The organism is Devosia sp. (assembly GCF_025809055.1).
Classification (GTDB): Bacteria; Pseudomonadota; Alphaproteobacteria; order Rhizobiales; family Devosiaceae; genus Devosia.
The window spans coordinates 1,142,207-1,166,218 of record NZ_CP075529.1 but is presented as its reverse complement, the minus strand read 5'-3'; the positions used below and the strand labels follow the sequence as shown (position 1 = coordinate 1,166,218).

The 24,012-nt window shown below is 62.5% G+C and carries 19 protein-coding genes; 15 read left to right on the top strand and 4 right to left on the bottom strand.

Annotation, left to right across the window (positions count from 1 at the left end):
* Nucleotides 1-46 precede the first annotated feature (46 nt).
* The 4 genes from KIT02_RS05750 (at nt 47) to KIT02_RS05735 (ending at nt 4,453) form a co-directional block, all read left to right on the top strand.
* Nucleotides 47-946, top strand: coding sequence for a hypothetical protein (locus KIT02_RS05750; protein WP_297583410.1), 900 nt, complete (start codon nt 47-49; stop codon nt 944-946).
* Between the two features lie 190 nt (nt 947-1,136).
* Entirely contained in the window at nt 1,137-1,829 is a 693-nt protein-coding gene (locus KIT02_RS05745) for a TerC family protein (protein ID WP_297583407.1), read from the top strand.
* Between the two features lie 111 nt (nt 1,830-1,940).
* On the top strand, nt 1,941-3,116 hold the full coding sequence (locus KIT02_RS05740; protein WP_297583404.1) for a GNAT family N-acetyltransferase: 1,176 nt from the start codon (nt 1,941-1,943) through the stop codon (nt 3,114-3,116).
* Nucleotides 3,113-4,453 (top strand): polysaccharide biosynthesis C-terminal domain-containing protein, encoded by a 1,341-nt coding sequence (locus tag KIT02_RS05735; RefSeq protein ID WP_297583401.1) that lies wholly within the window; start codon nt 3,113-3,115, stop codon nt 4,451-4,453. The genes KIT02_RS05740 and KIT02_RS05735 overlap by 4 nt, the downstream gene beginning before the upstream one ends.
* A gap of 1 nt (nt 4,454) precedes the next feature.
* Here the strand turns inward: KIT02_RS05735 and KIT02_RS05730 are convergent, their stop codons facing one another.
* Nucleotides 4,455-5,021 carry a hypothetical protein gene (locus KIT02_RS05730; protein ID WP_297583398.1) on the bottom strand — a complete coding sequence of 189 codons (567 nt, stop codon included), beginning with the start codon at nt 5,019-5,021 and terminating at the stop codon, nt 4,455-4,457.
* A gap of 192 nt (nt 5,022-5,213) precedes the next feature.
* On the opposite strand from KIT02_RS05730, the gene acs reads away from it, so the two are divergent.
* The 5 genes from acs (at nt 5,214) to KIT02_RS05705 (ending at nt 11,201) form a co-directional block, all read left to right on the top strand.
* Nucleotides 5,214-7,160: an acetate--CoA ligase gene (gene acs / locus KIT02_RS05725; RefSeq protein WP_297583395.1), complete on the top strand. Its 1,947-nt coding sequence runs from the start codon at nt 5,214-5,216 to the stop codon at nt 7,158-7,160.
* A 279-nt stretch (nt 7,161-7,439) separates the two neighbouring features.
* A complete protein-coding gene (locus tag KIT02_RS05720; RefSeq protein WP_297583392.1) occupies nt 7,440-8,447 on the top strand; it encodes a glycoside hydrolase family 3 N-terminal domain-containing protein in 1,008 nt (335 codons plus the stop codon).
* Between the two features lie 99 nt (nt 8,448-8,546).
* Nucleotides 8,547-9,347 carry a UDP-2,3-diacylglucosamine diphosphatase gene (locus KIT02_RS05715; protein WP_297583389.1) on the top strand — a complete coding sequence of 267 codons (801 nt, stop codon included), beginning with the start codon at nt 8,547-8,549 and terminating at the stop codon, nt 9,345-9,347.
* A 150-nt stretch (nt 9,348-9,497) separates the two neighbouring features.
* A complete protein-coding gene (locus KIT02_RS05710) occupies nt 9,498-10,673 on the top strand; it encodes an MFS transporter (protein ID WP_297583386.1) in 1,176 nt (391 codons plus the stop codon).
* Between the two features lie 126 nt (nt 10,674-10,799).
* Entirely contained in the window at nt 10,800-11,201 is a 402-nt protein-coding gene (locus tag KIT02_RS05705) for a hypothetical protein (RefSeq protein WP_297583383.1), read from the top strand.
* Here KIT02_RS05705 and KIT02_RS05700 read toward each other — a convergent pair.
* Nucleotides 11,189-11,566, bottom strand: a complete 378-nt coding sequence (locus tag KIT02_RS05700; protein ID WP_297583380.1) for a hypothetical protein — start codon at nt 11,564-11,566, stop codon at nt 11,189-11,191. The genes KIT02_RS05705 and KIT02_RS05700 overlap by 13 nt on opposite strands.
* 168 nt (nt 11,567-11,734) lie before the next feature.
* Nucleotides 11,735-17,038 (bottom strand): hypothetical protein, encoded by a 5,304-nt coding sequence (locus tag KIT02_RS05695; RefSeq protein ID WP_297583368.1) that lies wholly within the window; start codon nt 17,036-17,038, stop codon nt 11,735-11,737.
* A gap of 359 nt (nt 17,039-17,397) precedes the next feature.
* On the opposite strand from KIT02_RS05695, the gene KIT02_RS05690 reads away from it, so the two are divergent.
* From KIT02_RS05690 to KIT02_RS05670, 5 genes are all read left to right on the top strand, one after another.
* A complete protein-coding gene (locus KIT02_RS05690; RefSeq protein WP_297583366.1) occupies nt 17,398-17,784 on the top strand; it encodes an Hpt domain-containing protein in 387 nt (128 codons plus the stop codon).
* A 347-nt stretch (nt 17,785-18,131) separates the two neighbouring features.
* Nucleotides 18,132-18,758, top strand: a complete 627-nt coding sequence (locus KIT02_RS05685) for a nucleotidyltransferase domain-containing protein (RefSeq protein WP_297583363.1) — start codon at nt 18,132-18,134, stop codon at nt 18,756-18,758.
* 86 nt (nt 18,759-18,844) lie between these two features.
* On the top strand, nt 18,845-20,446 hold the full coding sequence (locus tag KIT02_RS05680) for a peptide chain release factor 3 (RefSeq protein WP_297583359.1): 1,602 nt from the start codon (nt 18,845-18,847) through the stop codon (nt 20,444-20,446).
* Complete coding sequence (locus tag KIT02_RS05675; protein WP_297583348.1) at nt 20,443-21,612, top strand: SAM-dependent methyltransferase; 1,170 nt, start codon at nt 20,443-20,445, stop codon at nt 21,610-21,612. Before KIT02_RS05680 ends, KIT02_RS05675 begins: the two co-directional genes overlap by 4 nt.
* A 13-nt stretch (nt 21,613-21,625) precedes the next feature.
* Nucleotides 21,626-21,946: a 2Fe-2S iron-sulfur cluster-binding protein gene (locus KIT02_RS05670; RefSeq protein ID WP_297583345.1), complete on the top strand. Its 321-nt coding sequence runs from the start codon at nt 21,626-21,628 to the stop codon at nt 21,944-21,946.
* On the opposite strand, the gene KIT02_RS05665 is transcribed toward KIT02_RS05670, so the two are convergent.
* Nucleotides 21,943-22,380 carry a hypothetical protein gene (locus KIT02_RS05665; protein ID WP_297583343.1) on the bottom strand — a complete coding sequence of 146 codons (438 nt, stop codon included), beginning with the start codon at nt 22,378-22,380 and terminating at the stop codon, nt 21,943-21,945. The genes KIT02_RS05670 and KIT02_RS05665 overlap by 4 nt on opposite strands.
* Nucleotides 22,381-22,638: 258 nt before the next feature.
* On the opposite strand from KIT02_RS05665, the gene cysG reads away from it, so the two are divergent.
* A complete protein-coding gene (gene cysG / locus KIT02_RS05660; protein WP_297583341.1) occupies nt 22,639-24,012 on the top strand; it encodes a siroheme synthase CysG in 1,374 nt (457 codons plus the stop codon).

Here is a 24,012-nt window from a genome sequence, read left to right as displayed (position 1 = left end):
GAGTGCCCTACATCGCGTAGTACAGGAACTTGAGAAGGACAGGCCCATGTCGCATCATCACGATCATACCGAGAAACACGACCATGACGGCGGTTTCGCCCACGATCTACCCATCATGCTCGGGCGTCGTCGCCTGTTGGCCCTGATGGGTGGCATCAGCGCGGTTGCCATTGCCGGCGGCCCGGCTGCGGCGCTTGAATGCGTGGCATTGCCGTGGGAAACCAACGGTCCGTACCCGGCCGATGGCACCAATGTGAAAGACGGGCAGGTGGTGAATGCGCTCACCGAAGAGGGGGTCATTCGGCAGGACATCCGCAGCTCTTTCGGTACCCTGACGCCAGTTGCCGATGGACTGCAGCTCGATCTCGAACTGACCCTGGTGAACGCGGATGGCTGCACGCCGCTCGAGGGCCATGCAATCTACATCTGGCACTGCGATACGACCGGTCTCTATTCGCTCTATGACACGGTGGATGCAAACTACCTCCGCGGTGTCGCCATTGCGGATGCGGAGGGCAAGGTCAAGTTCACGACCATCTTCCCCGGCTGTTACGATGGCCGTTGGCCACATATTCACTTCGAAGTCTTCGAGAGTGCCGAGAAGGCGGTCAGTGGTGATGCCTCTTTGCTGATTGCCCAGATTGCTCTTCCGGAAACGGAAAGCGCTGCGGTCTATGCTGCCGATGCCCGCTATTCGAACGGCACGACAAATCTCGGCCGCATCACCATCGCCAGCGACAATGTGTTCGGTGACAATACTGCCGAGGAAATTGCCCAGGAGACCCTGGCACTGACCGGCGATCCTGCCACCGGCTATGTCGGGACTGTTACGATCCCCATCGACCTGACGGCCGAGCGCGGCACGATGAGCGCTCCGCCGGCCGGTGGCCCCGGTGGCGGCGGTGCCCCGCCGGATGGCGCGCCGCCGGCGCCGCCCTCCAACTGAGAATGATGCAAGGGGGCGGCCGCTGGCCGCCCCAAGTCATTGCGCGCCCAATTCTGTCACCAACCTGTCGAATGCTGTCGTCCAGGCGAGAATCCTGCAGTCTTTAGTCGAAATATTGATCCAGTCCCTTGCTCTCACTGCGCGACGGGAGTAGCGCACGACCCGCAGCTCAAAATTGCAAGGACAGATCATGTTCGGTTTCGATCCGAGTTTCTTCACCTCGCTTCTCCAGGTCATCCTGATCGACCTGGTGCTCGCCGGTGACAATGCCGTCGTCATTGGTCTGGCCGCGGCCGGACTGGCGCCCGACCTTCGGCGCAAGGCAATCCTTATCGGCATCCTCGCGGCGACCGTCCTGCGCATCATCTTTGCGCTGCTGACCACCCAGTTACTCTCGCTTGGCGGCGGCCTGCTCATCGCCGGCGGCATACTGCTGATCTGGGTGTGCTGGAAAATGTACCGGGAACTGACAGTTTCCGAGGCCGACGAGCATGACGCGACGGAAGCCTTGGCGAACGCCGATACCGACGGCGATGGCAAGGTTGCGGGCAAGGGACCGCGCAAGACACTCCGTCAGGCCGTTACCCAGATCATCGTGGCCGACGTGTCTATGTCACTGGACAATGTTCTGGCGGTCGCGGGCGCGGCCCAGCATCACTTTGAAGCCCTGATTTTCGGCCTCGCACTATCGGTCGTGCTGATGGGCGTGGCAGCGACTTTCATCGCCCGGCTGCTGCATCGCTTCCGTTGGATCGCCTGGCTCGGCCTGGTCATCATCCTCTTCGTCGCGGTCCGCATGCTGCTCGAGGGGCTTGGCGCGTTTGTGTCCATTCCTGAAATTCCGCTCCTCTACACCCCCCATGCACCGGTGGTCGGCCATTAGGCTTTGGTAACCACCGGGGCAGGTTTGTGGCATTTTCCGTGCCGCAATAGGAATTTGCACACCCGCTAGGGTCTAGGTTTCCGGCCAGTTTTACTGAGCCGGAAACCCACAATGTCAGTCCTTGCCGGATTGGATAGCAAAGCCGAAGGCATCATTGCGCCGCGCCAGGTCGGCCCGGATGCAGCCCCAGTGCGGATGCGGCTCGTTTCCGGTGATGATTGGGACCGCATTGTTTCGGGCTTCGATGCCGTATGCCAGGAGCAGTTGCACGCGTTCGCGGTGCTGCGCTGGCCCAATGTTCGGCATGAACCGGTTGTGTTCGAGCGGGACGGGCGGATTGTCGGCGGCACCCTGATGATGCTGCAGCCGTTGCCGTTGCGGACGGGTGTCATCGCCGTCTCCAAATGGGCGCCCATGCTGGCCGATGTTCACGCGGCCGATGCTGCGGTCATTCATGCGCAGATGGTCGATCTGCTTGTCGCCGACTATGCAGAGCGACGCGGCATGATGCTTTCCATTCTGCCCTGGGCGTCGATCGATCCGGTCAACCAGGAATATGTCGCCCTGCGCGCACGCGGTTTTCACCGCGGCTCAACCTTGCTCTTCCCCAACCGATACATCGTCAGGCTCAGACTGTCGGACCAGGACCAGCGCAGCAGCTTTCAGCAGACATGGCGGCGGCAGCTCAACAAGTCGGAGAAATCCGGCCTCGTATTCGAACATGCCCCATCCGAGCGCATCGACGACTTCAAGGCCCTCTATGCGGCCATGACGGAGCGCAAGCAGTTTCCCGATCATTCGGCTTTTGAAACTCTGGACGGACTGATGGCGCTTGAGGAGCCGCTGCGGCCCGAACAATTCTACGTCTATCACGAGGGCGAACTGGTGGCCGGGGCCGTAATCTTCAAGGCCGGCGACCGGGCGGTCTATCTTTATGGCGCCACCAGCGACAGTGCGCTGCCTTTGCGGGCAGGCTACTTCATGCATTGGCACATCATCCGCTGGCTGCGCGACCACACGCGCGCCAATTGGTATGATCTCGGTGGCACGGATGGCTTCCTCGGGCTGCATCAGTTCAAGAAGGGCATGGTCGGCGACGCCGGGGTCATTCGCCCAGTGCCGCCCGTTGTGAACTATGCCAGCAATCCTGTGGCCTATTGGTCGGGCATGGCCGCATTTGGGGCCCGCGATCTGGTGCAGCATGTCCGGCGCCGCCTCGATGCCATGAGTGGCAGCAAATCCAAGCCGGATCAGCCACCGCACGAGACCGAAGAGTATCTCAAATGAGCCTGGCGCGCCGGTTGGCTTCCCAGTCCTCGGTGATATTCGGCGCCCGCCTCGCTGGCGCTGGCCTCATCTTTCTGGTGCAGGCCCTGATCGCGCGCATCTGGGGTGCGGAAATCCTAGGGGAATATCTGCTCATCATCGCCTGCGTGAACCTGGTGGCGGTGGTCCTGCCGCTGGGCTTTCATACTGTTGGCACTTATTTCGCCGCCGAATACCGGGCCCGGGGTGACCGTGGTCAACTGGTGTCCTTCCTGGTGCGCGCCTATGGCCATGTCATGCTCGGCATGCTTGTGGTTCTGCTCGGCGGGCGGCTGGCTCTCGATCTGGTGGGGCAGGGTGCCAGCACCCTTGCCGCACATTTCCTGCCGGTCCTTCTCCTGGCCTTCGCGACGGCGATTGTCTATATCAACGGCGCCGTGCTTGTCGGGCTGAAACGGCCCTTTGCCGGGTTCTTTGCCGACACCATCTTCAGGCCGATGATCGTCTTGGCCGCATTTGCTTTTGCCAGCCTGACCGGGTCTCCACCGGCCGCGTTTACGGTGATGCTATGGGGCATAGCTATCGGTTACGTGGTCATCTCGCTGGTCCATTTTGGCTTTGTCGTCAGGAGCCTGGGGCGGATCGGGGTGGCGACGCAGCCACGCGCTGCGGAGGCGAAACGCTGGTGGCGGTTCGCGGCACCCTGGGTGATGATCTCCCTCGCTACCGATTTCTTCTTCGATATCGATCTGCTGCTACTGAGCAATGTTCTGGGCAAGGAAGAACTGGCCATTTTCGGTGTATGCACGCGCATTTTCTCGCTGGTGTCCTTCGGCGTGGCGGCTGTCTATGCCGTGACACTGCCGGACATGTTCGAGAGCGAGGCCAATGCAGATCGTGCGGCCTTCCACCGCAAGGTGGGCGAGGCCAATGTGGTCGCCAGCCTGATTTCCCTGGTGCTGTTCGCCCTTGTCGTCATCGCCGGGCCGTTTGCATTGACCCTGTTCGGCCCCAGTTTCAGCGCGGGCGCCCTGCCACTGGCCATCCTGTGCCTTGCCCTGGTTGTGCGCTCGGTCATGGGGCCTGCCTCGATGGTGCTGTCCATCCATGACCGCCCCTGGGCCAGCATCCCTGCCGTGCTGGTCGGGATGGGAAGCCTTGTCGGTGCCAATATGCTGCTTGTCCCCGCCTTCGGCCTGATCGGCGCGGCTCTGGCGGCGATCATTGCCATCGCCATATGGTCGGTGGGCCTGTGGCTCATCGCCTGGCGGACGGCCGGGATCGATGTGTCCATTGTGCAATATTTCCGATCGCGCCGGACCGGAGCGGCAGCCGGAGCGGCCTCGACGCTCGGCTAGGTCAGGCGCCGAACAGGCCCGCCAGACGTTTGCGCAGGCGCCCCAGCCGGCCAATGTTGACGCCATGGTCGTAGGGCAGGTCCTGGCGAGTGAAGAATTTTTCATAGACCAGGTAGTCCTGCCCGAAAATGTGTTGCCTGAGCAGGCAGGTTTGCTCGTAGCCATAGCGCTTCAGCATGGTGCAGGCGACGTCGTTTTCCGGGCGGACATAGGTCGACACCTTGTGAAAGCGTCCATTGTCCCAGTGCTCGTCGAAAACGCGCATGGCAAACAGGCTCAGCCGGGACTGCCGATATGCCGGAAACACCCAACTCCAGTAGCGGAACAGTGTCCCGCAGTCCGGGCCTGAAACGATGACCCCGCCGACGTCCCCATCGAGGCACACAAGCATGATGTGCCATGGGTCGATAGCGTGCAGGTTGTCGAGGAAGGTCCGATTGAGTCGGGCGGTTTCGTGTGCCTTGAACAGATCATTGTAGTGCGCAGAGCTGTTGATGACCGCTATCAGTTCGCGGTGAACCAGAGCCAACTCGCTTCGAGCCGCGGGGCGGACCGTCATTTCGGGCATGAGATACCTCGCCGGATTCGCCCGTCCTGGGCGCTCGCAGAGCACTATGGCCGACGGCAGTTAACGCGCCGTGCCCCTGCCGAAAGGGCAATTCCCCTTGCCGGAATTGCACTTATGTCTCGGGCGCAAGGTCTTGCCGCGAGGGGGGGCGTTCATTAGAACAATTCTTGGGAGAGATAAGGGAGGAAGATGATGAGCGAGCAGCTCGTATTCCAGCCAAGTGCGGCTGCCGTCGCACGCACCCACACAAGTGCCGACCAGTATGCCCGGCTCTATGAGCAGTCCATCTCGGACCCGAACGGGTTCTGGGCCGAACAGGCAAAGCGCCTGGACTGGATGACCTTTCCCACCAAGATCAAGAACACCACCTTTGCCTACCCGGATGTCTCGATCAAATGGTTCGAAGACGGCGTGCTCAATGTCGCGGCGAACTGCATCGACCGGCACTTGGCCGAACGTGGCGACGACATCGCCATCATCTGGGAGCCGGACAATCCGGCCGACAAGGCAGAGCACATCACCTATCGCACGCTGCACGAAGAGGTGTGCCGCTGCGCCAATGTGTTGAAGACTCTGGGTGTCCGTAAGGGCGACCGCGTCACCATCTACCTGCCCATGATTCCCCAGGCCGCCTATGCCATGTTGGCCTGCGCGCGCATTGGCGCGGTGCATTCGGTGGTATTTGGCGGCTTCTCTCCCGATTCTCTGGCCGGTCGTATCAACGATTGCGATTCCGCCGTCGTCATCACTGCCGATGAAGGCCGTCGCGGCGGCAAGTCAGTGCCCCTCAAGGCCAATGTCGACAAGGCTCTGGAAGACTGTCCCGGCGTCTCGAAGGTGCTTGTGGTCAGCAATACCGGCGCCGACATTCCCATGAAGGGTAGCCGCGACGTCTGGTGGCACGAGGCCGCGGCCGGCGTCGAGCCCGTTTGCGACCCCGAGCCGATGAATGCCGAGGATCCGCTCTTTATCCTCTACACCTCGGGTTCCACCGGCAAGCCGAAGGGCGTCCTCCACACCCAGGGCGGCTACCTGACCTATACGGCCCTGACCCATGAATTGAGCTTCGACTACAAGCGTGGCGAAGTGTTCTGGTGTACTGCCGACGTGGGTTGGATCACCGGCCACAGCTATATCGTCTATGGCCCCCTCGCCAACGGCGCCACGACGCTGATGTTCGAGGGTATCCCCTCCTGGCCCGATGCGAGCCGGTTCTGGCAGGTGGTCGAACGCCACAAGGTCAATGTCTTCCACACCGCGCCGACCGCCATTCGGGCCCTGATGGGTGCTGGTCCAGATTTCGTCGACAAGCATGACATGCCCAGCCTGCGGCTGCTGGGTACGGTGGGTGAACCGATTAATCCGGAAGCCTGGCTCTGGTATCACAACAAGGTGGGCAAGGGCCGCTGCGAGATCGTCGATGCCTGGTGGCAGACGGAGACCGGCGGGCACATGATCGCGCCATTCCCCGGTGCCATACCGACCAAGCCGGGCTCGGCGACCAAGCCGTTCTTCGGAATCAAACCAGCCGTGTTGTCGCCCGAGGGCAAGCTGCAGGAGCAGACCAAGGCCGAGGGCGTATTGGTCATCGAGGACAGCTGGCCCAGCCAGGCTCGCACCATCTGGGGTGACCACGCGCGCTTCGTGTCCACCTATTTCGAAACCTACAAGGGCAACTACTTCACCGGCGATGGCTGCCGGCGCGACGAAGACGGCTATTACTGGATCACGGGGCGCGTCGACGATGTCCTGAACGTGTCCGGGCACCGTCTTGGCACCGCCGAGGTGGAAAGCGCCCTGGTTGCCCATCCCAAGGTGTCGGAAGCTGCCGTGGTGGGCTTCCCGCACGACATCAAGGGTCAGGGCATCTATTGCTACGTCACGCTGATGGCGGGCGAGGAGTATAACGACACCCTGCGCGGCGAACTGCGCAATTGGGTTCGCAAGGAAATCGGCCCGATTGCCTCGCCAGACCACATCCAGTGGGCGCCGGGCCTGCCCAAGACCCGCTCCGGCAAGATCATGAGGCGTATCCTGCGCAAGGTTGCCGAGAATGACTTCGGCGCGCTGGGTGACACCTCGACCCTGGCTGATCCTTCGGTCGTCGATGATCTGATCGCCAACCGGCAGAACAAGTAGGCAAGAAAAATCGGGCGGTGACCAACAGGTCGCCGCCCGACAAGTTTGATGGTGAGCGCATGGAAGGTTGCACATCCGCTCATGGTCCATCGGTTCACATTTTTTGCCAATGGCCGCCTGCGCACATCCCCTGAACAGGGGGGTCATTGTGTCGCCGCGTTTTCAAAGCCAAGGTCATTTTTCGATTCCCCCTGCCGGATGAGTGCCGTGCTGCGAACTCTGCTTGTTATTGCAACCTGCCTTCTTGCGCCTGTGACGCAGGCCGCGACCCTGGAGCAAATGGCCGGTCAGATGATCATCGTCGGCTTCGAAGGCGACAGCGCCGGGGATGCTGGCGTGACGGCGCTTGTTGAGGAACTTGCCGCCGGCCGGCTGGGTGGCGTGATGTTCTTGCGCAAGAATGTCACCAGCCTGGCGCGAGTGCGCGAGATGAACGAGGTGTTCCGTGGTTCGACACCCGAATTGTTGCCCTTTATCACCCTTGACCAGGAAGGGGGCTCCGTCGAGCGCCTGACGCGGGACGTTGGATTTACCGAGATTCCCAACGCTGCGACCGTGGCCAGCCGAAATAGCCCGGAAGACGCGGAGGCCATCTATGCCAAGATGGCGCGCGGTATCGCCGATGAAGGGTTCTCCATCAATTTCGGGCCGGTGGCCGACCTCAACACCAATAGCAAGAACCAGATCATCGCCCGGTTTGGACGATCCTTCTCGGCCGATCCTGATGTGGTGACGGCCTATGATGCGGCCTTTATCCGGGCTCATCACGCGGCAGGTCTGGTTACCGCGCTCAAGCATTTTCCGGGCCACGGGTCTTCGACGGCCGACAGCCATGAAGGCTTTGTCGACATCACGCGCACCTGGTCGCCCGATGAGCTGGATCCCTACCGCACCCTGATCGCCGATGGCCTGGCCGACATGGTGATGATCGGTCACCTCTATCATGCCGGCTACGCCGACGGCGACGGGGAGACGCCATCCTCGCTTTCGCCGCGCTGGATCGACGGGGTACTCAGGGGCGAACTGGGATTTGACGGTGTCGTCATCAGCGACGACCTCGAAATGGGTGCAATTCGCGATCATTTCACCCTGGAGGAAACCGTCACCAAGGCTGTGCGAGCCGGCATGGACGTGCTGCTGTTCTCCAATACGGCCCGGTATCGCGCCGGACTCTCGCGGGAAATTCTCGATATCCTGCTGGCCGAGGCGGCCGCCGACCCGGCCTTCGCCGCCCGCATTGCCGAAAGCTACGAGCGCATCGTCACGCTCAAGGCGCGCATTCGCTGACCGGCCGGAAAGGTTTCCACCGTCATTGTGCGCGCCACGGTTTGCAGTCCTCCATCGGCGGGGTAATGTGCGCGCGAACCAGCAGGAGGCCGCGGGCTGATGGCGGATGACCGAGAAGTCCGGCGCGTTCGGGCGATGTTTCTGTCCGATGTGCACCTGGGCATGAAGCCGATCCGGGTTGGTCAGCTCATTGAATTCCTGCGCGCGCACGACGCCGATACCATCTACCTGGTCGGAGACATCCTGGACGGCTGGAGGCTCGCCAAGCAGTGGCACTGGCCTGAAGAATACAATGTGCTGATCCAGACCGTGTTGGAAAAGGCCAATGCGGGAACCCGCATTGTCTATCTGCCTGGCAATCACGACGAGTTTCTGCGCGAATATCTCGGCACCTATTTCGGCGAAATTGAGCTGGTGGACCGTACCGTCCATACCTCGGCAACCGGCAAGACCTATCTGGTCATCCACGGCGACCAGTTCGATGTGGTGGTGATGAATGCCAAGTGGCTCGCCCATGTCGGGGATTGGGCCTACAATTTCGCGCTGCGGGTGAATATTGCCATCAATTGGGTGCGACGCCGTATTGGGCTGCAATATTGGTCGCTGAGTGCCTGGGCCAAGCAGAAGGTCAAGAATGCGGTGTCGGTGATCGGGCGGTTCGAGGAAGCCCTGGTCCATGAGGCACGCGAGTCGGGCGTGGATGGGGTGATCTGCGGCCATATCCACCTCGCCGACATGCACGATCGCCTCGGCATTCAGTACATCAACACCGGCGACTGGGTGGAAAGCTGCACAGCCATAGTCGAGAATGACGATGGCCAGTTCGAACTGATCAGATGGACCGAAATGGCGGGTGGGGAGAACCGGCGGTTCCGGCTTCGGAGGGCCGGGGGGCAATAGTGGTATTTGCGGACTGATACCACTTCGAGGAATTCTGCATTTGTCCGACTTTTGCCGCTTGCCTTGGGCGCGCATCCGAGTCACGTAGGGTCACGCGGCGCCCATCCTGCGCCGGGAGTTCATTTTCCGATGTTGCCGGCCCTTTCGCGCTTGGATAGTCCCGAGCTGCGTGCATCTATCTATCAGTTTACCGTTTATGTCCCCGGGGGCGTTGCCTCGGTGTTTCTCGGCATCTGGCTGAGCGAGCACGGAATTCCGGCCGATCAGATCGGCGTCATCAACGCCCTCCCGACTTTTCTGCTCCTCCTGCTGAACATGATCGTCGGGCGGGTGGCCGACAAGGCGGACGACTGGCGTACGGCCTTGATCTTCATCTCTGCCGCCGCGGCACTCGCGCCGCTGCCGCTTTACATGGTGTCCGAGTTCTGGGGAATCCTGCTGATCTGGGGCCTGACCGCAACGACCAACGGCCTCGTGCCGCCGGTGATCGATGCCGCGACTGTCCGCATGACGCGTCGAAACGGCACAGATTTCGGGGCCATCCGGGCCTGGGCCACGGTTGGATATGTCTTCGCGGCCGGCGGGCTTGGCCTGTTGATCAATGTTCTGGGATCCGGGGCCTTTGTTACGCTCTATATCCTGACCGTGGTGGTGAGAGCGCTCTTGGCGCTGCTGCTGCCGCGGTTTCGCGCGCCGTCACCCAAGGTAACGCTGGCCGACACCGCTCCGCCCCGGGCGCAGCCAAGCCGGCTGCGCGACTCCCTGCGACTGTGGTTCGTGCTGCCACTCGTCGCGTTCGCGCTGGTCAATTCCAGCAATGCGATCATCGGCAGTTTTGCGGCTTTGCTCTGGCACGAGAACGGCATTCCATCCTATTTCCTCGGCCCGTTGCTTGGGGTCGCGGCCATCGGGGAGGCGGTGTTGATGTTTGCCTGGCGTCGGTTCGGGGGCCGCGTCACCGCCCGAAACATGATCCTCGTCTGCGCCATGTCCGGGTTATTGCGCTTCACCATCATGGCGTTCAATCCGCCGGTCGAGGTGCTGTTCTTCACCCAACTCCTTCACGCTTTCAGCTTTGGCATGGGCTATTTCGGCGTCGTCCACTTCATCGCCAACTGGACCGATGAGTCCAATGCTGCCGAGGCCCAGGGCTTCGCAACCATGCTCAACATGGCTGGTGCCATGGCTGCGCTCATCATCTTTGGCGTGCTGTTTGAGAATTTTGGCAGCTATGCCTTTTTCTACTCCACTTTCGTTTGCCTGCTGGCCCTTGGCTGCGTCGTGCTCTCCCTGCGGCTGCGCCCGCCCAAGGCGCTAGCAACGTGATGGTCTAGGTGTGGGCAGAGCTCGCGCTGGGCTACTGTCCCGGCGCGAACGGCACTAGGGTGGTGCGGTCCTCCTGTTTCGAAGCCTCAAAGCACGCCTGTGACTGATTTCCTGCACCAGCTCCCCATGAAGTTCTTCGAGGTGCCCTATGTCGCCTCGCAGATTCCCGCGGGTGACTACAGTCTGGGACGGGGCGCGAACTGCCAGCGCTACGCCTATGCAGTGTTGGCTTATTTCGGCATCGTGCTGCCGCCCATGCGCTCGAGCGACCTGTGGGAAGACACAACATTTACGAGCTACGTCACCGGACCGCTGATGCCGCTCGATCTGGTGCTTTTCGGGCCAGGCGAGGATCCCTATGGCGCCCATGTCGGGTTGTGGACCGGACCGGATGGTGTTCTGCATCTGGCGAAGAGCGTCGGACTGCCAGCGATCTGGGATCTCGATCAGTTTGCCGCCCTGCCGGAATATCGGGTGTGCATCGGAGCCAAACGATACATTGGAGGCGCGGCCGGTCAGGGTTCCTGAAGCCGGTAGTCCAGCCGCGGCCAGTCCGCACCAGATAGCCAGTTGGTCAGTAGCACCCGAAGCTCGGCATCCGAGCCGCCATGACCGGTGTGCCACCACCATGCGACGCGCGCCGCCGCTTCACCGCTGATTGATGGATAGACATAGAGACAGCCCAGATAGTCGCCGCTCGCATTTTCGATCACCCAGGAAAAGCTGCGCCGGGCCCTGAACTCCCTCTGGTGCCAGGCGAGATCGATCAGGTTGTCGTCCTTCGTCAAACCGTCGGGCCAGCGCGATCCCGGATTGGCCGCACGAATATCATCGGCACTGGCCATGATCGCATCGTAGTCGCGATCCAGATCGGCGATTGTCAGCGCCTGCAATACGAACGGACCCAGCTGGTGTCGGGCGGGAATGCTTGCGGCCCTGAAATGAGGATGCGGCTCCATGCGATGACACTACCACAGCCTTTGCCGGGGTAGCGCTACCGCATTGTCAGCAAAAAAGCCCCGGACAGTGCCGGGGCTTTGCTCATTTGGGCAAAAACTGGATCAGCTCAGCCGGCCGCTGGCATGGGCCAGGGTCGTATATACCTTGCCGCGGTCAGACAGGAGGTATTCACGGGTTTCGGCCGCCGGATTGGGACCGGCCGCGGCGCGTTTCAGCAGTTGCTCGAATTCGCTCATATAGGCCTGGGCCGTTTTGGCGAAATCGGCGTCGCGCTGAATGCGCTTGCGCACTTCGTCATAGGTGCCCTGGCCGGTCAGCGTGTAGATGCGGCGGGTGAACACATTGGACTCGCCGGATTGGTAGCGGGACCAGGCCTCGGATAGCGCGGCGTCGTCGATGGAGCGGGCGATCTCGTCGGTCAGGCCGGAAAGACCCTGCGGTGTCTGCCCGCCAGCCTGCTTGGCCGAAGCATTGCGGAGGACATCGCGAAGCCAGCCGCCGTTCTCACCTGCTTCGGCGTCCTGCCGCGGGGCAGGGGCCGGAGCCTGTTGCACCGGAGTGGGGGCCGGACGTTCCGGCGCCGGAGCGGCAAGCGGGGCAGGTGCCGGAGTAGCGCGGATCGGATCGACAAGGGTCGGACGGGCCGGCTCGGGACGATAGGCCTCGCGGGGTGCCTGGTAGGCCTGCGGCTCGGGCTGACGTGGCGCCGGGCGCTGGGCAGCGCGGCGGTCGGTCAGGTCATGGCTGGCCGGCTGGCTGCGCACAATGGCATTGAGCTCGCTGAGGGCTTCGATCTGCTCGGCGACAACACGGCGCATGGCGGCGGCGCTGGCGCGGGTTTCCTCCGGCAGTTCGTTGATGCCGCGCGTGAGTTCGGCGCGGGTGGCTTCGAGTTCCCCGCCGACTTCGCGGGCCGTTTCGCGCATAGCGTGAGCGGTATCGGCAAAGCGCTTGGTCGCGTCTTCGATGGCACGCTGCATCTCTGCAACCATGCGCTGCTGTGCGTCCTGCAGCGCCTGGCTGGCACGGGCGCCTTCCTGGTCGGCTGCTTCGTGGAAGGAACCAAGGCGCTCGGTGACCTGGGTCGAGGTGTCGTCGAGCACGCGCCGCAACTGACCGCTATTGGAGGCGATGGCATTGCGGACCGAGTTGGTGGAGTCCGAAATGGTGTCCGCCAGTGTGCTGGTGGTCGAGTTCATGACGTCGGTCACGCTGCCGGCCGTGGCGGCGAGCGTGTCGCTGACCTTGACGGCGTTGTCTTCCAGCGCTGCGTTGACCTGGCTCGCCTGGTCGCCCAGGGCCGCCCGCACCGAAGCAGATGTCTGGCTGAGCGCGGCAGAGGCCGCTTCTGCGGCACGCTGCACGGCCGAGTCGACCTGGCTGGCATTGGACGAGAGGGTGGAGGTGAACCGCTCGTTGGTCGCGTAAAGGGCGTTAGTAACGCTTTCGCTGTTGGCTTCAAGGGCCTGGGCGACGGTTGCCGTGGTCTGCTCCAGGGCATCGGTGACCGTGTGCGTCGTGGCCGTGAGCGCTTCGTCCATGGCCCGGCGGGCGCCGATCAGGCGGCGTTCGGTGTCGTTGACGGTATCGGCGATGGACTGGGCAAACATGCGCATGCGGCCATCGATGTCGTCGGCGCGCGAGGCAAAGCTCTGGGCGAGCGCATCCATCGCACCACGGCGGTCTTCGAGGGTCTCGATGGCAGTGCCACTGGTGACTTCGAGGGCCTGCGAAGCGCGCTGAAGCCCGGAGGCCTCCTCGTCGAGGCGGCCAAGGATGCCGCCGAATTCTTCGACCATGGAGCGAATTGTCTGCTGCAGGGCGCCCACATGCTGGGTGACCATCTCGCCGGCCTGCTCGGTCTGGCCCATGGCGTCGCGCATGGTGTTCGAATAGCTGGCCGTCTGCTGGGCGACACTGGTCTCGAGGCTGGCCAGATTGGCCGTCGATGCATCCAGAACCCGCTGCAGCAGCAGGTTGGAGTCGTTGAGCTTGTTGAGGGCAGCGGTAACGTCGGTGAGAATGCGACCCGTCGAGCTCGCAGTGATCTCCTCGGCCTCGCGGGCATTCTCCGCCAGCGCATTGCGCAGGAGGTTGCCATGATTGGCGAGGGCGGACTGAAGCTGCTCGGACCGTTCGCTGACGAGGTTCGCGAAACTGTTGGTGTGTTCCTCGACCGAGCGGTTGATCTCCCCGAGGCGGGATTCGATCGTGTCGACGGCACCCACGGCCTTGACCGAAACGATCTGGTCGATGGAGCCGGCGGCGGCGCGGATCTGTTCGAGCGCCGTGCGCACGGCCGAGTCCATGCGGTCTGCGGTGCTTTCCACATTGGTGGCGATTGCCGTCGTTGCCGCCGTGATGCGGGTGGCAATGGTTTCTTCGATGCGGTCTGCGCCCGCTTCGAGATCGGTCATGGACTGGGTGATCGAGGTATTGATGGAGGCATTGAGAGCCGCCAGGCGTTCCGCAGTAATATCGGCGCGCGCGGTGATCGCCTCGGGCAGGGTGCCCAGGCGCTGGTCCACCAGTTCCGTGATCGTGTTGCGGGCGGTGTTGACGTTGACCTCGATGAGTTCGGCCGCGCGGCGGGCTGCTTCGCCCACGCTGGCGCTGGCCGTATCGATGCTGGCGGTCACGCCGCGCTCGGCATCCGAAATACGGGCCACGGCATTGTCGAGACCCTTACCAAGGCTGTCGTCGACCTGTGCGACCTTGGACGCCACGACTTCAGACATCTCGCTGAGGCGAGAGGACATGGTGCTCGCAACGTTCTGCAGGGACTGGTCGATGCTCTGGGTCGAGAGGGCCGTCTGCTGCTCGAGCGTTTCGGTCATCTCGCTGGTGCGCAGCGCCATAGTTTCGCCGATCGAGGTGGCGTGGTTGGCCAGGGCATCGGAAAGCTGCTGGGTACGCGTGCCAATGGCGCCGGCCAGCTGCTGCGTGCCCTCATTGAGGCGGCCGTAGAGCGTATCAGAGCGTTCTTCGAGCTGGCTGGCCAGCGCTTCGGTACGGCTCTCGATTTCCAGCGACAGTGCATTGGTGCGCTCGGACAGGGTTTCCGAGAGGCGCTGAGTGCGGCCGGTGATCGCCGAGTCAAAGCTGCGCGTACCGGTGGACAGAGCTTCGCCCAGTTCCATGGAGCGCAGGCGGATGGCCTCGGTCATCTCGTTGCTGCGCGTCGTCAGGGTTGCATCGAAGTCACCGACGCGTGCTGTCAGCGCCGCATCGATCTCGCTGCTGCGCATCGCCATGGCGGTTTCGAGTTCTTCGGCACGGGTCGCCAGGGCGCGGTCGATTTCGCCCTTGCGCGAGGCGAGGGTACTATCGATCTGCCCGGCGCGCGCGGCCAGCGCGCTGTCGATCTGCCCGGCATGAGAGGACAGGGTCGTGTCGATCCTGCCAGCGTGGGCAGAGAGCGTCGTGTCGATCTCGCCGGCGCGGGCGGTCAGTGCTGCATCCAGGTCGCCGACGCGCGCCGCCAGCAGGCCATCAAGACCGGTGGACCGGCTGTCCAGCGTCTCGGCGAGCTGTTCGGCATGGGTGTCCAGCGATTCCGCGATTTCGCGCGTGCGGTTGGAAATGCTCTCGGTGATCGCCTTGGTCTTGGCGCCCAGCACATCGCTCAACTCGCGTGTCCGCTCGCTGACGACATCGTTGAACCGGCCGGATTCTTCGTTGAGTGCCATCTCGAGAACGTTGGCACGCGCGGCAAAGCTGGTGCCCTGTTCATCGAGACGGGCGACGAGTCGTTCGCCGCGATCCCCGATCAGGCCGTCGAGAGCCCGGAGCTTGTCGTCCAGCAGGCCGGTGATCTCGCTCATGCGGGTGTCAAAGGCACCAAGGGAATCGTGGCCGGCGCCCACCAGAGTGAGGCGCGCGCGCTCGGATGTGTCGTCCAGGGCGCCATTGATTTCAATGATGGCCGACTGCAACCGGCTGTCCAGGGCATTGAGCTGGATCGAAACCGACTCGTCGAGCTGGCGCGTCATGGTCGCGAGCAGCAGTTCGGCTTCGGTCGAACGGCCGGAGATATCGCCGGCAATGCGCTCGCCGATGGCCTTGAGGGCATCGCTGACCTCATCGCCGCGGCTGCGCAACTGATCAAGCAGCGACGAGCCGCCATCGGTCAGCAGGTTCGACAGTGCAAGGGTCCGATCGTCCAGGGCGGTCGACAATTCGCCGGTGCGCGACTCGATCAGGCCGGCAATGGCGCGGCTGCGCTCTTCGAACGAGCCGGTCAGGGCTTCGGAACGCTCGGCAATCTGGGATGTACGCTGGTCAATCGCTGCCGCAATGCTCTGAGATTGGGCATCAAGGGCATCGGTCAGCAAGGCAATGCGGCTCTCGACGCCCGAATTGAGGTCCGCGGCGCGCTCGTCCAGTGACTTGGTGAGTGCGGCGCTGTGATCCTCAAAGCCAAGCGTGAGCCGACTGGCGCTGTTGTCGAGCGCCGAAATGAAGTCGCCGGTCCGATTGTCCACCAGCTGCACGAAGTTCTCGGCACGCTCATTGAAGCCGGTATTGAGGGCGTTTCCGGCCGTTTCGAGGGCGCGCGTGAGGCTGCCGCCGCTTTCCACGATCGTGCCCGAAATTCGCTGGCTGATCATGTCGAGGTCGAAGACGAGGCCAGTGTGGCTTTCAGTGATGGCTTCGCGGACGCGCTCGGTATTGGTCAACACGCTTTCGCGCTGGCTCGCGAGCTCCGCGATCAATGCACGCATGCGAGACTCGTTGTCCGAATAGGTGCGCTCGAGTGCCGTCACCTCATTGTGGATCATCACCTCGAGCTCGCCGGCGCGCGAAAGGGCGCGTTCCAGCCCATCGCCAAGCGCATTGACCTCGCGGCGCACAGCCTGTCCGACCGAAGCCACCTTGTCGGCGGCGGTCACTTCGGGTTCGGCCAGGCGAATGGCGGCCTGGGTGATCGAGGAGGCGGCATTGCGCAGGTCGGCCGCGCGGCGGAAGAGGGTGGCGATGCCGAAAAACGCGAGAACCGGCAAGACCATGATCGCCAGAAGGGCCACAAATTCCATCGAGCCTGCGAACTGGCCGAAATTGACCATTTGCGGGCCGAAGCGGAGCCAGGCAATGCCACCCGAGAGGGCGATCCAGACCACGGAGAGCAGCAGGGCAATCCAGGTCGGCGTTGCCGAGGATCGGCTCTGCAGGCCGTAAAGCAGCTTGGATGTGGAAATGCGATCGTCATTGGCCACGGCGCCGGCCTGCTGCGCGATCTTGTCGGCGGCCTTCAGGCGTTCGGCGCGAGCGGGATCAACCGGCTTCTTTTCAGTCGCCTTGGGCGGAGTGTCGTCCAGATTGAATACGGAGTCCTTGAGGGCGTCTTCCACGGCGGAAAAGGCCAAGGCGGCCGGATCGTTCTGGGGGGTCGAATTCTTCGCCATACTCTTTACAACTCTCGCGTCGGCACTGCAGCAACAAGGCGGACTTCGGGAGTAGTCATGCTCCAGCAGCCCTTTCCGGGCCGGTGGCCAAATTGGAACAATTCGATGCAAATGCCCCGCATCGTTCCCCCAAACCCTCGCCGCCGCGCGCTGGTTCAAAGCCCATTCATACATTCAATTTTATGCAAACCGAACGGTTTCTTACCCAAAGGTTAATTTTCGGGTGGGAAACGTTAAGGAATGGACCGGCAAACCAAGGCGAAGATGTGGCTTAATCTCTGATTCATGCGGCCGACTTACGCTGTTCACAGCGCGTGGGAATTCCGCCGGTGCCGGCGGGATTTAGTGGAGTACCGCAAATGGCACAGACCGCAGTCAAGGCCCCAATCGTTCTACCTCGCACCCGGCCCATGAGGCCGGTGGACCTGGTTCACCTCGCCAAGCAGTGTCTGGGCGACGAAAACCTCGAACTCGAAGTCCTTCGGCTCTTCGATCAGACGCTCTTTACCTATTTCGGGCGGCTCCGGCTGGCTCTGAGTTTCGACGACCTGGCAATCAACGTTCACTCGATCAAGGGTGCGGCTTCGGGCGTGGGAGCGTGGACGATTTCGGAGATTGCCCGCGCCATGGAAGATGACCTGCGCGCCGGTCGGCCGCTCCGCAGCGAGGCCATAGACGACCTGGGCCTTGCGGTAGAAGAAGTGCGCGACTTCATCGCCCGTATGCTGGCCGACCAGGCCGAATAAGCCGCGATTGACCCGAACAATGGGTCGGGCTAGTTTCTGGCCATGAGCAGGAAGATGACCATGCGTGCCATGTCCACCACCACCGCTGTGCGGGGGCGTGGGGTCGCATGAGCTGATTGCATCAGGCCTGCCGATACCAACCCCGCCGGAAACGAGCGGGTTTTTTTGTGCCCGCCGGTCCAGACCCGAAGGACACAGCTCGTGCATCAAGCCCCCCCGATCTCATCGCAAATCAGGCACTCGCCGTTGCCCTGCATACGCTCGACACCCGGTATCCGGGTGCGGGCTTCGCCTTTGTGGGCGGTTCCATCATGCGGGGGCAGGGCACGTTTGGGTCTGACATCGACATGGTCGTTCTCTTTCCGGGCGTAGAGCGCGCATGGCGGGAATCCTTCATCATGGACGGGTTTCCGGTCGAAGCCTTCGTCCACGATGGCGCTACGCTCGGCCGGTTCTTCGAGCGTGACGTCGAGCATGGCCGCCCGGTGATGATCAGCCTTGCGGCCGAGGGGCGGCTGGTCGGCTCGCGGGTCGAGGAGGCCGCCGGCTTGCGCGCGCGTGCCCAATTCTTGCTGGACGCAGGGCCGGCGCCGCTTGCGGGCGAAAGGCTGGAGTTGATGCTCTATCAGATTTCCGATCTCGCAGATGATTTGCGCGGCCGGCGCGACCGGGGCGAGGTCATGGCCATTGCCGTGGCGCTCTATCCAAAACTGGTCGACCTGATCCTGCTGGGGCAGAGGCGGTGGACCGGTGCGGGCAAATGGCTGCAGAGGCGGCTCGTCCAGGCCGACCCTGACCTTGCCAGCCAGATGGAGTCTGCAATGGCCGAGGCGGTCGGCGGGGATGGTGGGGCGCTCCTGGCTCTGTGCTGCGCAGAGCTCGATAGACATGGCGGGCCGGTATTTGCCGATTTCCGGCGCCTGTCTGACGTGGAGGGTCGGGGTGGCGCGGCCATGAAAGGGTGTCCGGTTTGACCGCAGGACCGTGTTTCGCCTATAGAGCGGCCAGTTGAAATTCGGTCGTCTGCCTCGCGCATCGGCCCAAAACTCCAGCAGTTTTCATGTCCCTGTCCAATGCTGCCGAGGTTGCGCCCCGGCCTACCGCCGAACCGTTCCGCCTGCGCCGGACCTTTGCGATCATCTCGCACCCGGACGCGGGTAAGACGACGCTGACCGAGCGCCTGCTGGCTGCCGCCGGCGCCATTCAATCCGCCGGGGCGGTGCGCGGCAAGGCCGGTGCGCGTTCGACTCGCTCTGACTGGATGGAAATGGAGCAGCAGCGCGGCATTTCCATCACCTCGTCGGTGATGACCTTCGACTATGATGGATTGACGCTCAATCTGCTGGATACGCCCGGCCACTCGGACTTTTCCGAGGATACGTATCGAACACTGACGGCCGTGGATGCGGCCATCATGGTGATCGACGCGGCCAAGGGCATCGAGAGCCAGACGCTGAAACTCTTCGAGGTGTGCCGCCTCCGCGACATTCCCATTATCACCTTCATCAACAAGGTCGACCGCGAGGGCATCGCGCCGCTCGACCTGATCGACGAAATTCAGGACAAGCTGGCGCTCGACCTGACCCCTGTGCTCTGGCCCATTGGCATGGGCGTGGATTTCGGTGGCTATATCGACCTGCTCGAAAAGCGCGTGCTCAATCCTCAGGGCAAGACGATTGCCGAGTTCGAGGCGCTTGAAGACCTGCTCGACTTTCCCGCGCTGGCCGACAATCCCGTCTTCATGACGGCTCTCGAGACCCTGGAAATGGCCCAGGCCATGCTGCCGGCCTTCGATCTCAAGACGTTCCACGAAGGTCATCTTAGCCCAGTGCTGTTTGGTTCGGCGCTCAAGGGGATTTCGGTGGCCGAACTGCTGCGCACGCTGGGCGAATGGGGGCCGGAGCCGCGCCCGCAGCCGGCGGTGCCCGCACCGATCGATCCCAGCGACAAGAAGGTGTCCGGCTTTGTCTTCAAGGTGCAGGCCAATATGGATGCCAATCACCGCGACCGCATCGCCTTTGTCCGCCTGTGCTCGGGGACCTTCGAGCGCGGCATGCGGTTGAAAAACGTCCGCTCCGGCAAGGATATGGCGGTTTCCAACCCGATGTTCTTCTTTGGCAATAACCGCGAACTCGCCGAGGAAGCAGTCGCGGGCGATATTGTCGGCATTCCCAATCACGGCACCCTGTCAGTGGGCGATACGCTGACCGAGGGCGCCAATATCAATGTCACCGGTATCCCCAATTTCGCCCCGGAAATCATCCGTCGGGTGCGGCTGTCCGACGCCATGAAGACCAAGCAGATGTCCAAGGCACTTTCTGACCTGGCGGAAGAGGGGGTCACGCAGGTGTTCCGGCGCATGGTCGGGGCGGACTGGATTGTTGGCGTCGTCGGGCAGTTGCAGCTTGAAGTGCTCTCGGCCCGCGTCGCCAAGGAATATGGCGTGCCGATCACCTTTGAGTCGCTTGGCTATGAAGTCGCGCGCTGGGTCGAGAGTGACGACGCCGAAGAGCTGAAGCGCTTCATCGCGGCCCAGAAGATGAACATGGCCGAGGATCGCGCCGAGGCGCCTGTGTTTCTGGCGCAGAATGCCTGGTGGGCCGATCGGGCCAAGCAGGACTGGCCGAAAATCCGATTCCTGACCACCAAGGAACGGCATTGAGCCCGCCGGATCGCATCGGCGAATTCGTTGACGCAGTGCTATCGGCCTTTGCCGAAGGCACGCTGACACGATTGAAACTGGGCGGCTATCACGGGCCCGAGGCTGCGCTGAAATCGGCGGAAGCGCGCAGAGTGTCCATCAAGGCCGGCGAGCGGCTGAGCTTTGTCTTTCGATACCAGACCCAGGACATCACCAAGAACCTGACACCCGAGGAGGCCGCACACCTGCTGGCGACCGGTCTCGTCACGGACTGGCGCAGCGCGCGGCTGGAGACGACGGGTTTTGACCTGCAATTCGAGCGCCAGGGCGACAGGGCGCGGCTCAAGCGTACTGCTGTGGATGGGCGCAATGCGCCGGACGGCGGTCACGACCGGGTGAAAAATCGGCCGCTGACAGACACCGGCAAGCCTTGGCTGCGGGCACTCGGCATTACCGGCAAGGACGGGCAGGTGCGCCATGATGCGCAGGATAAGTTCCGCCAGATCAACAAGATGGTCGAGATCTTTGCGCCACTGATTCAGGGGCTTGATGCAAAGAATCCGCGCATCCTCGATATGGGCGCTGGCAAGGGCTATCTCGATTTTGCCCTCTACGACTATCTGGCCGGGCAGGGACTGCCGATCGAGGTTATCGGCGTCGAGATGCGTCCCAACCTCGTGGCGGATGGCAACGCGACCGCCAAGGCGTCGGGTTTCGACGGGCTTCGCTTTGAGGCGGGCACGATCCTCGACTATGACCCGGGCGGAGCCGACGCAGTCATCGCGCTTCACGCCTGTGATACGGCCACCGACGACGCCATCTTCCAGGGGATCAGGGCCGGCGCGGGGCTGATCGCGGTGGCGCCGTGCTGCCACAAGCAGATCCGCCGCCAGATTGAGGCCGGTAAACCCACGACGGAACTGGATTTCCTGCTTCGTCACGGCACGTTTCTGGAGAAGCAGGCGGAGATGGTGACGGATGGTTTGCGGGCCCTGATCCTTGAAGCCAGCGGCTACCGCACCAAGATATTCGAGTTCGTATCCGACGCACATACGCCCAAGAACAATCTGATCGTCGCCCAGAGGGGCGGCGCAGGGTCGCGGGCGGCAGCGCTTGACCAGATCAAGGCCGTCAAGGCTATGTTCGGTATCGACAAGCACTATCTGGAAGGTCTGCTCGACCTCTGAATTCAGGACCCCAATGACCAAGATTACCTATGTCACGCCGCAGGGCGAGCGCATCGAGACCGAGGGCGAAAACGGTTCGACCGTGATGGAAACGGCAATCATGAACGCCGTTCCCGGGATCGTCGCGGAATGCGGCGGAGCCTGCACCTGCGCGACCTGCCATGTCTATGTCGACGAGGATTGGCGTGAAACCGTCGGCGGGCCTTCCTCAATGGAGGAAGACATGCTCGACTTCGCGTTCGACGTGCGCGACAGCAGCCGTCTGTCGTGCCAGATCAAGGTGCGCCAGGAACTCGACGGCCTGGTTGTGCACGTGCCGACCCGGCAGGGTTAGGGACACCTTCGATAGAGGAACGGCCAGTCCCAGTCGGCTTTTCCCGTCGCGTCGACTTCGTAGCGATAAAAGCTGTCTTCATCGATCCACACGGCGATGGAACTGAGCCCGCCATTGACCGGAAACCAGCTGGTCCGGTTTGAGAACTCGGACAATTCGACAATAACCGGCGGCTCGATGTCGTTGTTGCGACTTAGAGACAGGTTCACATCGTCAACCGCCTCGATGAGCACCGGATCGTCGCAGGAGATTACTGTCGTCGTCACGATGGTGTTCTTGTCGTCCGGGAAGCCGGCGCTCCATTGCCCGACAAAGGGTGCGGCGGTGCCGTTGGGAATGGCAGCATTGCCCTCGCGCGGAAACTCCTGCGCGCCGGTGGGCAGGGTGGACATCAATGCGGTTACGAGGGCGAGAACGGCTGGGGAGCGAAGCATGGGGGCATCCTAGTGCCGGATGGGGGCAGAGCTACCCCTGAACCGGGGGACGTCGGGTTCGCTGCCCCGGTTCCTGCAATCTGAGCGCAAATTTTCTGCCGGTGCGGTCGCGAAAGATTCATTTGCCGGATTGGGCAGGGGGCCAATTGCGACATTCTACGGGCTGCCACAGAAGAGAAATATAAAAGCTATTGAATTTCAAAGCATTGCAGCGAGCAGCCAGTTGGCGCTATTTTCCGCTATCTCTCGAACAGGATCATGATGGGTAATCTCAACACATTTCCGTTGAGCTTCAAGGTCAAGGGCAAACGTATCATCATCGTCGGCGGCGGCGATGAAGCCCTCAACAAGGTCCGGTTGGTTTCTAAGACTACTGGTTCGATAGAGATTTACTCACCGGTTATCGAGTCCGATTTCTCCGCTTTTGACGCGCAGATATTCACCCGCGCCCTGACCCCGCCTGATCTGATCGGCGCTGCCCTGGTCTTCGTGGCCGAAGAGAGCGACGCCGCTGAACTGGCCAAGGTGGAGGCGCGGCGGCTGGGTATTCCGCTCAACGTGGTCGACGTGCCCGGCGAGTGCGACTTCTATACGCCGTCCATTGTCGAGCGCGCGCCGCTCACCGTCGCGATTTCCACCGAAGGCGATGCGCCCGTGCTGGCGCGTCTGGTCCGGGCGCAGATCGAGGCGCTTCTGGCGCCAGGTATCGGGAAAATCGCGAGCCTGGCTGGTGGCTTGCGCCAGAAGGTTGAGAGCCTGATTCACGATGGTGCGGCTCGTCGCCGGTTCTATGAGGATCTCGTAACGCGGCCTGAAATGGATCGTCAGGCTGCCGAAAATCTGCTGGCCGCCCATGCTGCCGATGGATCAGGGCAGGGCATAGTCTGGCTGATCGGTGCCGGTCCGGGGTCGGAGGATCTTCTTACCCTGCGGGCCCAGCGCCTTTTGCAGCAGGCAGATGTCATCGTTCACGATCAGCTAGTGCCTGCCGCGGTTGTCGAAATGGGACGTCGCGACGCCGAACAGATTTGTGTCGGCAAGGCCAGGGGGCACCATTCCTTCTCGCAGGCCCAGATCAATGCATTGATCGTCCGCCTTGCCAAAGAGGGGAAGAAGGTCGCCAGGCTCAAGTCCGGCGATCCGATGGTGTTCGGTCGCGCCGGCGAGGAAATCGCAGCCTTGCGGGCGGCTGGTATCGACTACGACATCGTCCCCGGCGTCAGCGCTGCTTTCGCGGCTGCCGCCGATACGGCCACGCCGATCACCCTGCGACAGGTCTCCACCGGCTTTGTCATCGCCACCGCGCATGGTGCTGAGGATGCGGACCTTGCTCATTGGGCCGCGCTGGCGCAATCGGGTTTGACTTTGTCGCTCTATATGGGCAAGGCCATTGCCGCTGAAACGGCCGGCCGGCTTCTGGCGCATGGCGCCGCTGCCGATCTGCCCATCGGCATCGTGGTCAATGCCGGCCGCGCGGACCATCAATCCTATGCCGGCACCCTCGGTGCACTGGCCCTGGGTGCCGTCGATTTTGTCGACGGGCCCGCCGTTATTCTAGTCGGGCGCGCTGTCGCCCACGGCGATTGGACCGATGCTGCATCGGCCGCCGCAGATCAATTCAAGGTAGCCTGA

What these genes read in the sequence shown, in the direction of transcription:
- KIT02_RS05750 (WP_297583410.1), top strand. Translation starts at nt 47, where the DNA reads ATGTCGCATCATCACGATCATACCGAGAAACACGACCATGACGGCGGT.
- KIT02_RS05745 (WP_297583407.1), top strand. Translation starts at nt 1,137, where the DNA reads ATGTTCGGTTTCGATCCGAGTTTCTTCACCTCGCTTCTCCAGGTCATC.
- KIT02_RS05740 (WP_297583404.1), top strand. Translation starts at nt 1,941, where the DNA reads ATGTCAGTCCTTGCCGGATTGGATAGCAAAGCCGAAGGCATCATTGCG.
- KIT02_RS05735 (WP_297583401.1), top strand. Translation starts at nt 3,113, where the DNA reads ATGAGCCTGGCGCGCCGGTTGGCTTCCCAGTCCTCGGTGATATTCGGC.
- KIT02_RS05730 (WP_297583398.1), bottom strand. Translation starts at nt 5,021, where the DNA reads ATGCCCGAAATGACGGTCCGCCCCGCGGCTCGAAGCGAGTTGGCTCTG.
- acs (WP_297583395.1), top strand. Translation starts at nt 5,214, where the DNA reads ATGAGCGAGCAGCTCGTATTCCAGCCAAGTGCGGCTGCCGTCGCACGC.
- KIT02_RS05720 (WP_297583392.1), top strand. Translation starts at nt 7,440, where the DNA reads ATGGCCGGTCAGATGATCATCGTCGGCTTCGAAGGCGACAGCGCCGGG.
- KIT02_RS05715 (WP_297583389.1), top strand. Translation starts at nt 8,547, where the DNA reads ATGGCGGATGACCGAGAAGTCCGGCGCGTTCGGGCGATGTTTCTGTCC.
- KIT02_RS05705 (WP_297583383.1), top strand. Translation starts at nt 10,800, where the DNA reads ATGAAGTTCTTCGAGGTGCCCTATGTCGCCTCGCAGATTCCCGCGGGT.
- KIT02_RS05695 (WP_297583368.1), bottom strand. Translation starts at nt 17,038, where the DNA reads ATGGCGAAGAATTCGACCCCCCAGAACGATCCGGCCGCCTTGGCCTTT.
- KIT02_RS05690 (WP_297583366.1), top strand. Translation starts at nt 17,398, where the DNA reads ATGGCACAGACCGCAGTCAAGGCCCCAATCGTTCTACCTCGCACCCGG.
- KIT02_RS05685 (WP_297583363.1), top strand. Translation starts at nt 18,132, where the DNA reads ATGGTCGTTCTCTTTCCGGGCGTAGAGCGCGCATGGCGGGAATCCTTC.
- KIT02_RS05680 (WP_297583359.1), top strand. Translation starts at nt 18,845, where the DNA reads ATGTCCCTGTCCAATGCTGCCGAGGTTGCGCCCCGGCCTACCGCCGAA.
- KIT02_RS05670 (WP_297583345.1), top strand. Translation starts at nt 21,626, where the DNA reads ATGACCAAGATTACCTATGTCACGCCGCAGGGCGAGCGCATCGAGACC.
- KIT02_RS05665 (WP_297583343.1), bottom strand. Translation starts at nt 22,380, where the DNA reads ATGCTTCGCTCCCCAGCCGTTCTCGCCCTCGTAACCGCATTGATGTCC.
- cysG (WP_297583341.1), top strand. Translation starts at nt 22,639, where the DNA reads ATGATGGGTAATCTCAACACATTTCCGTTGAGCTTCAAGGTCAAGGGC.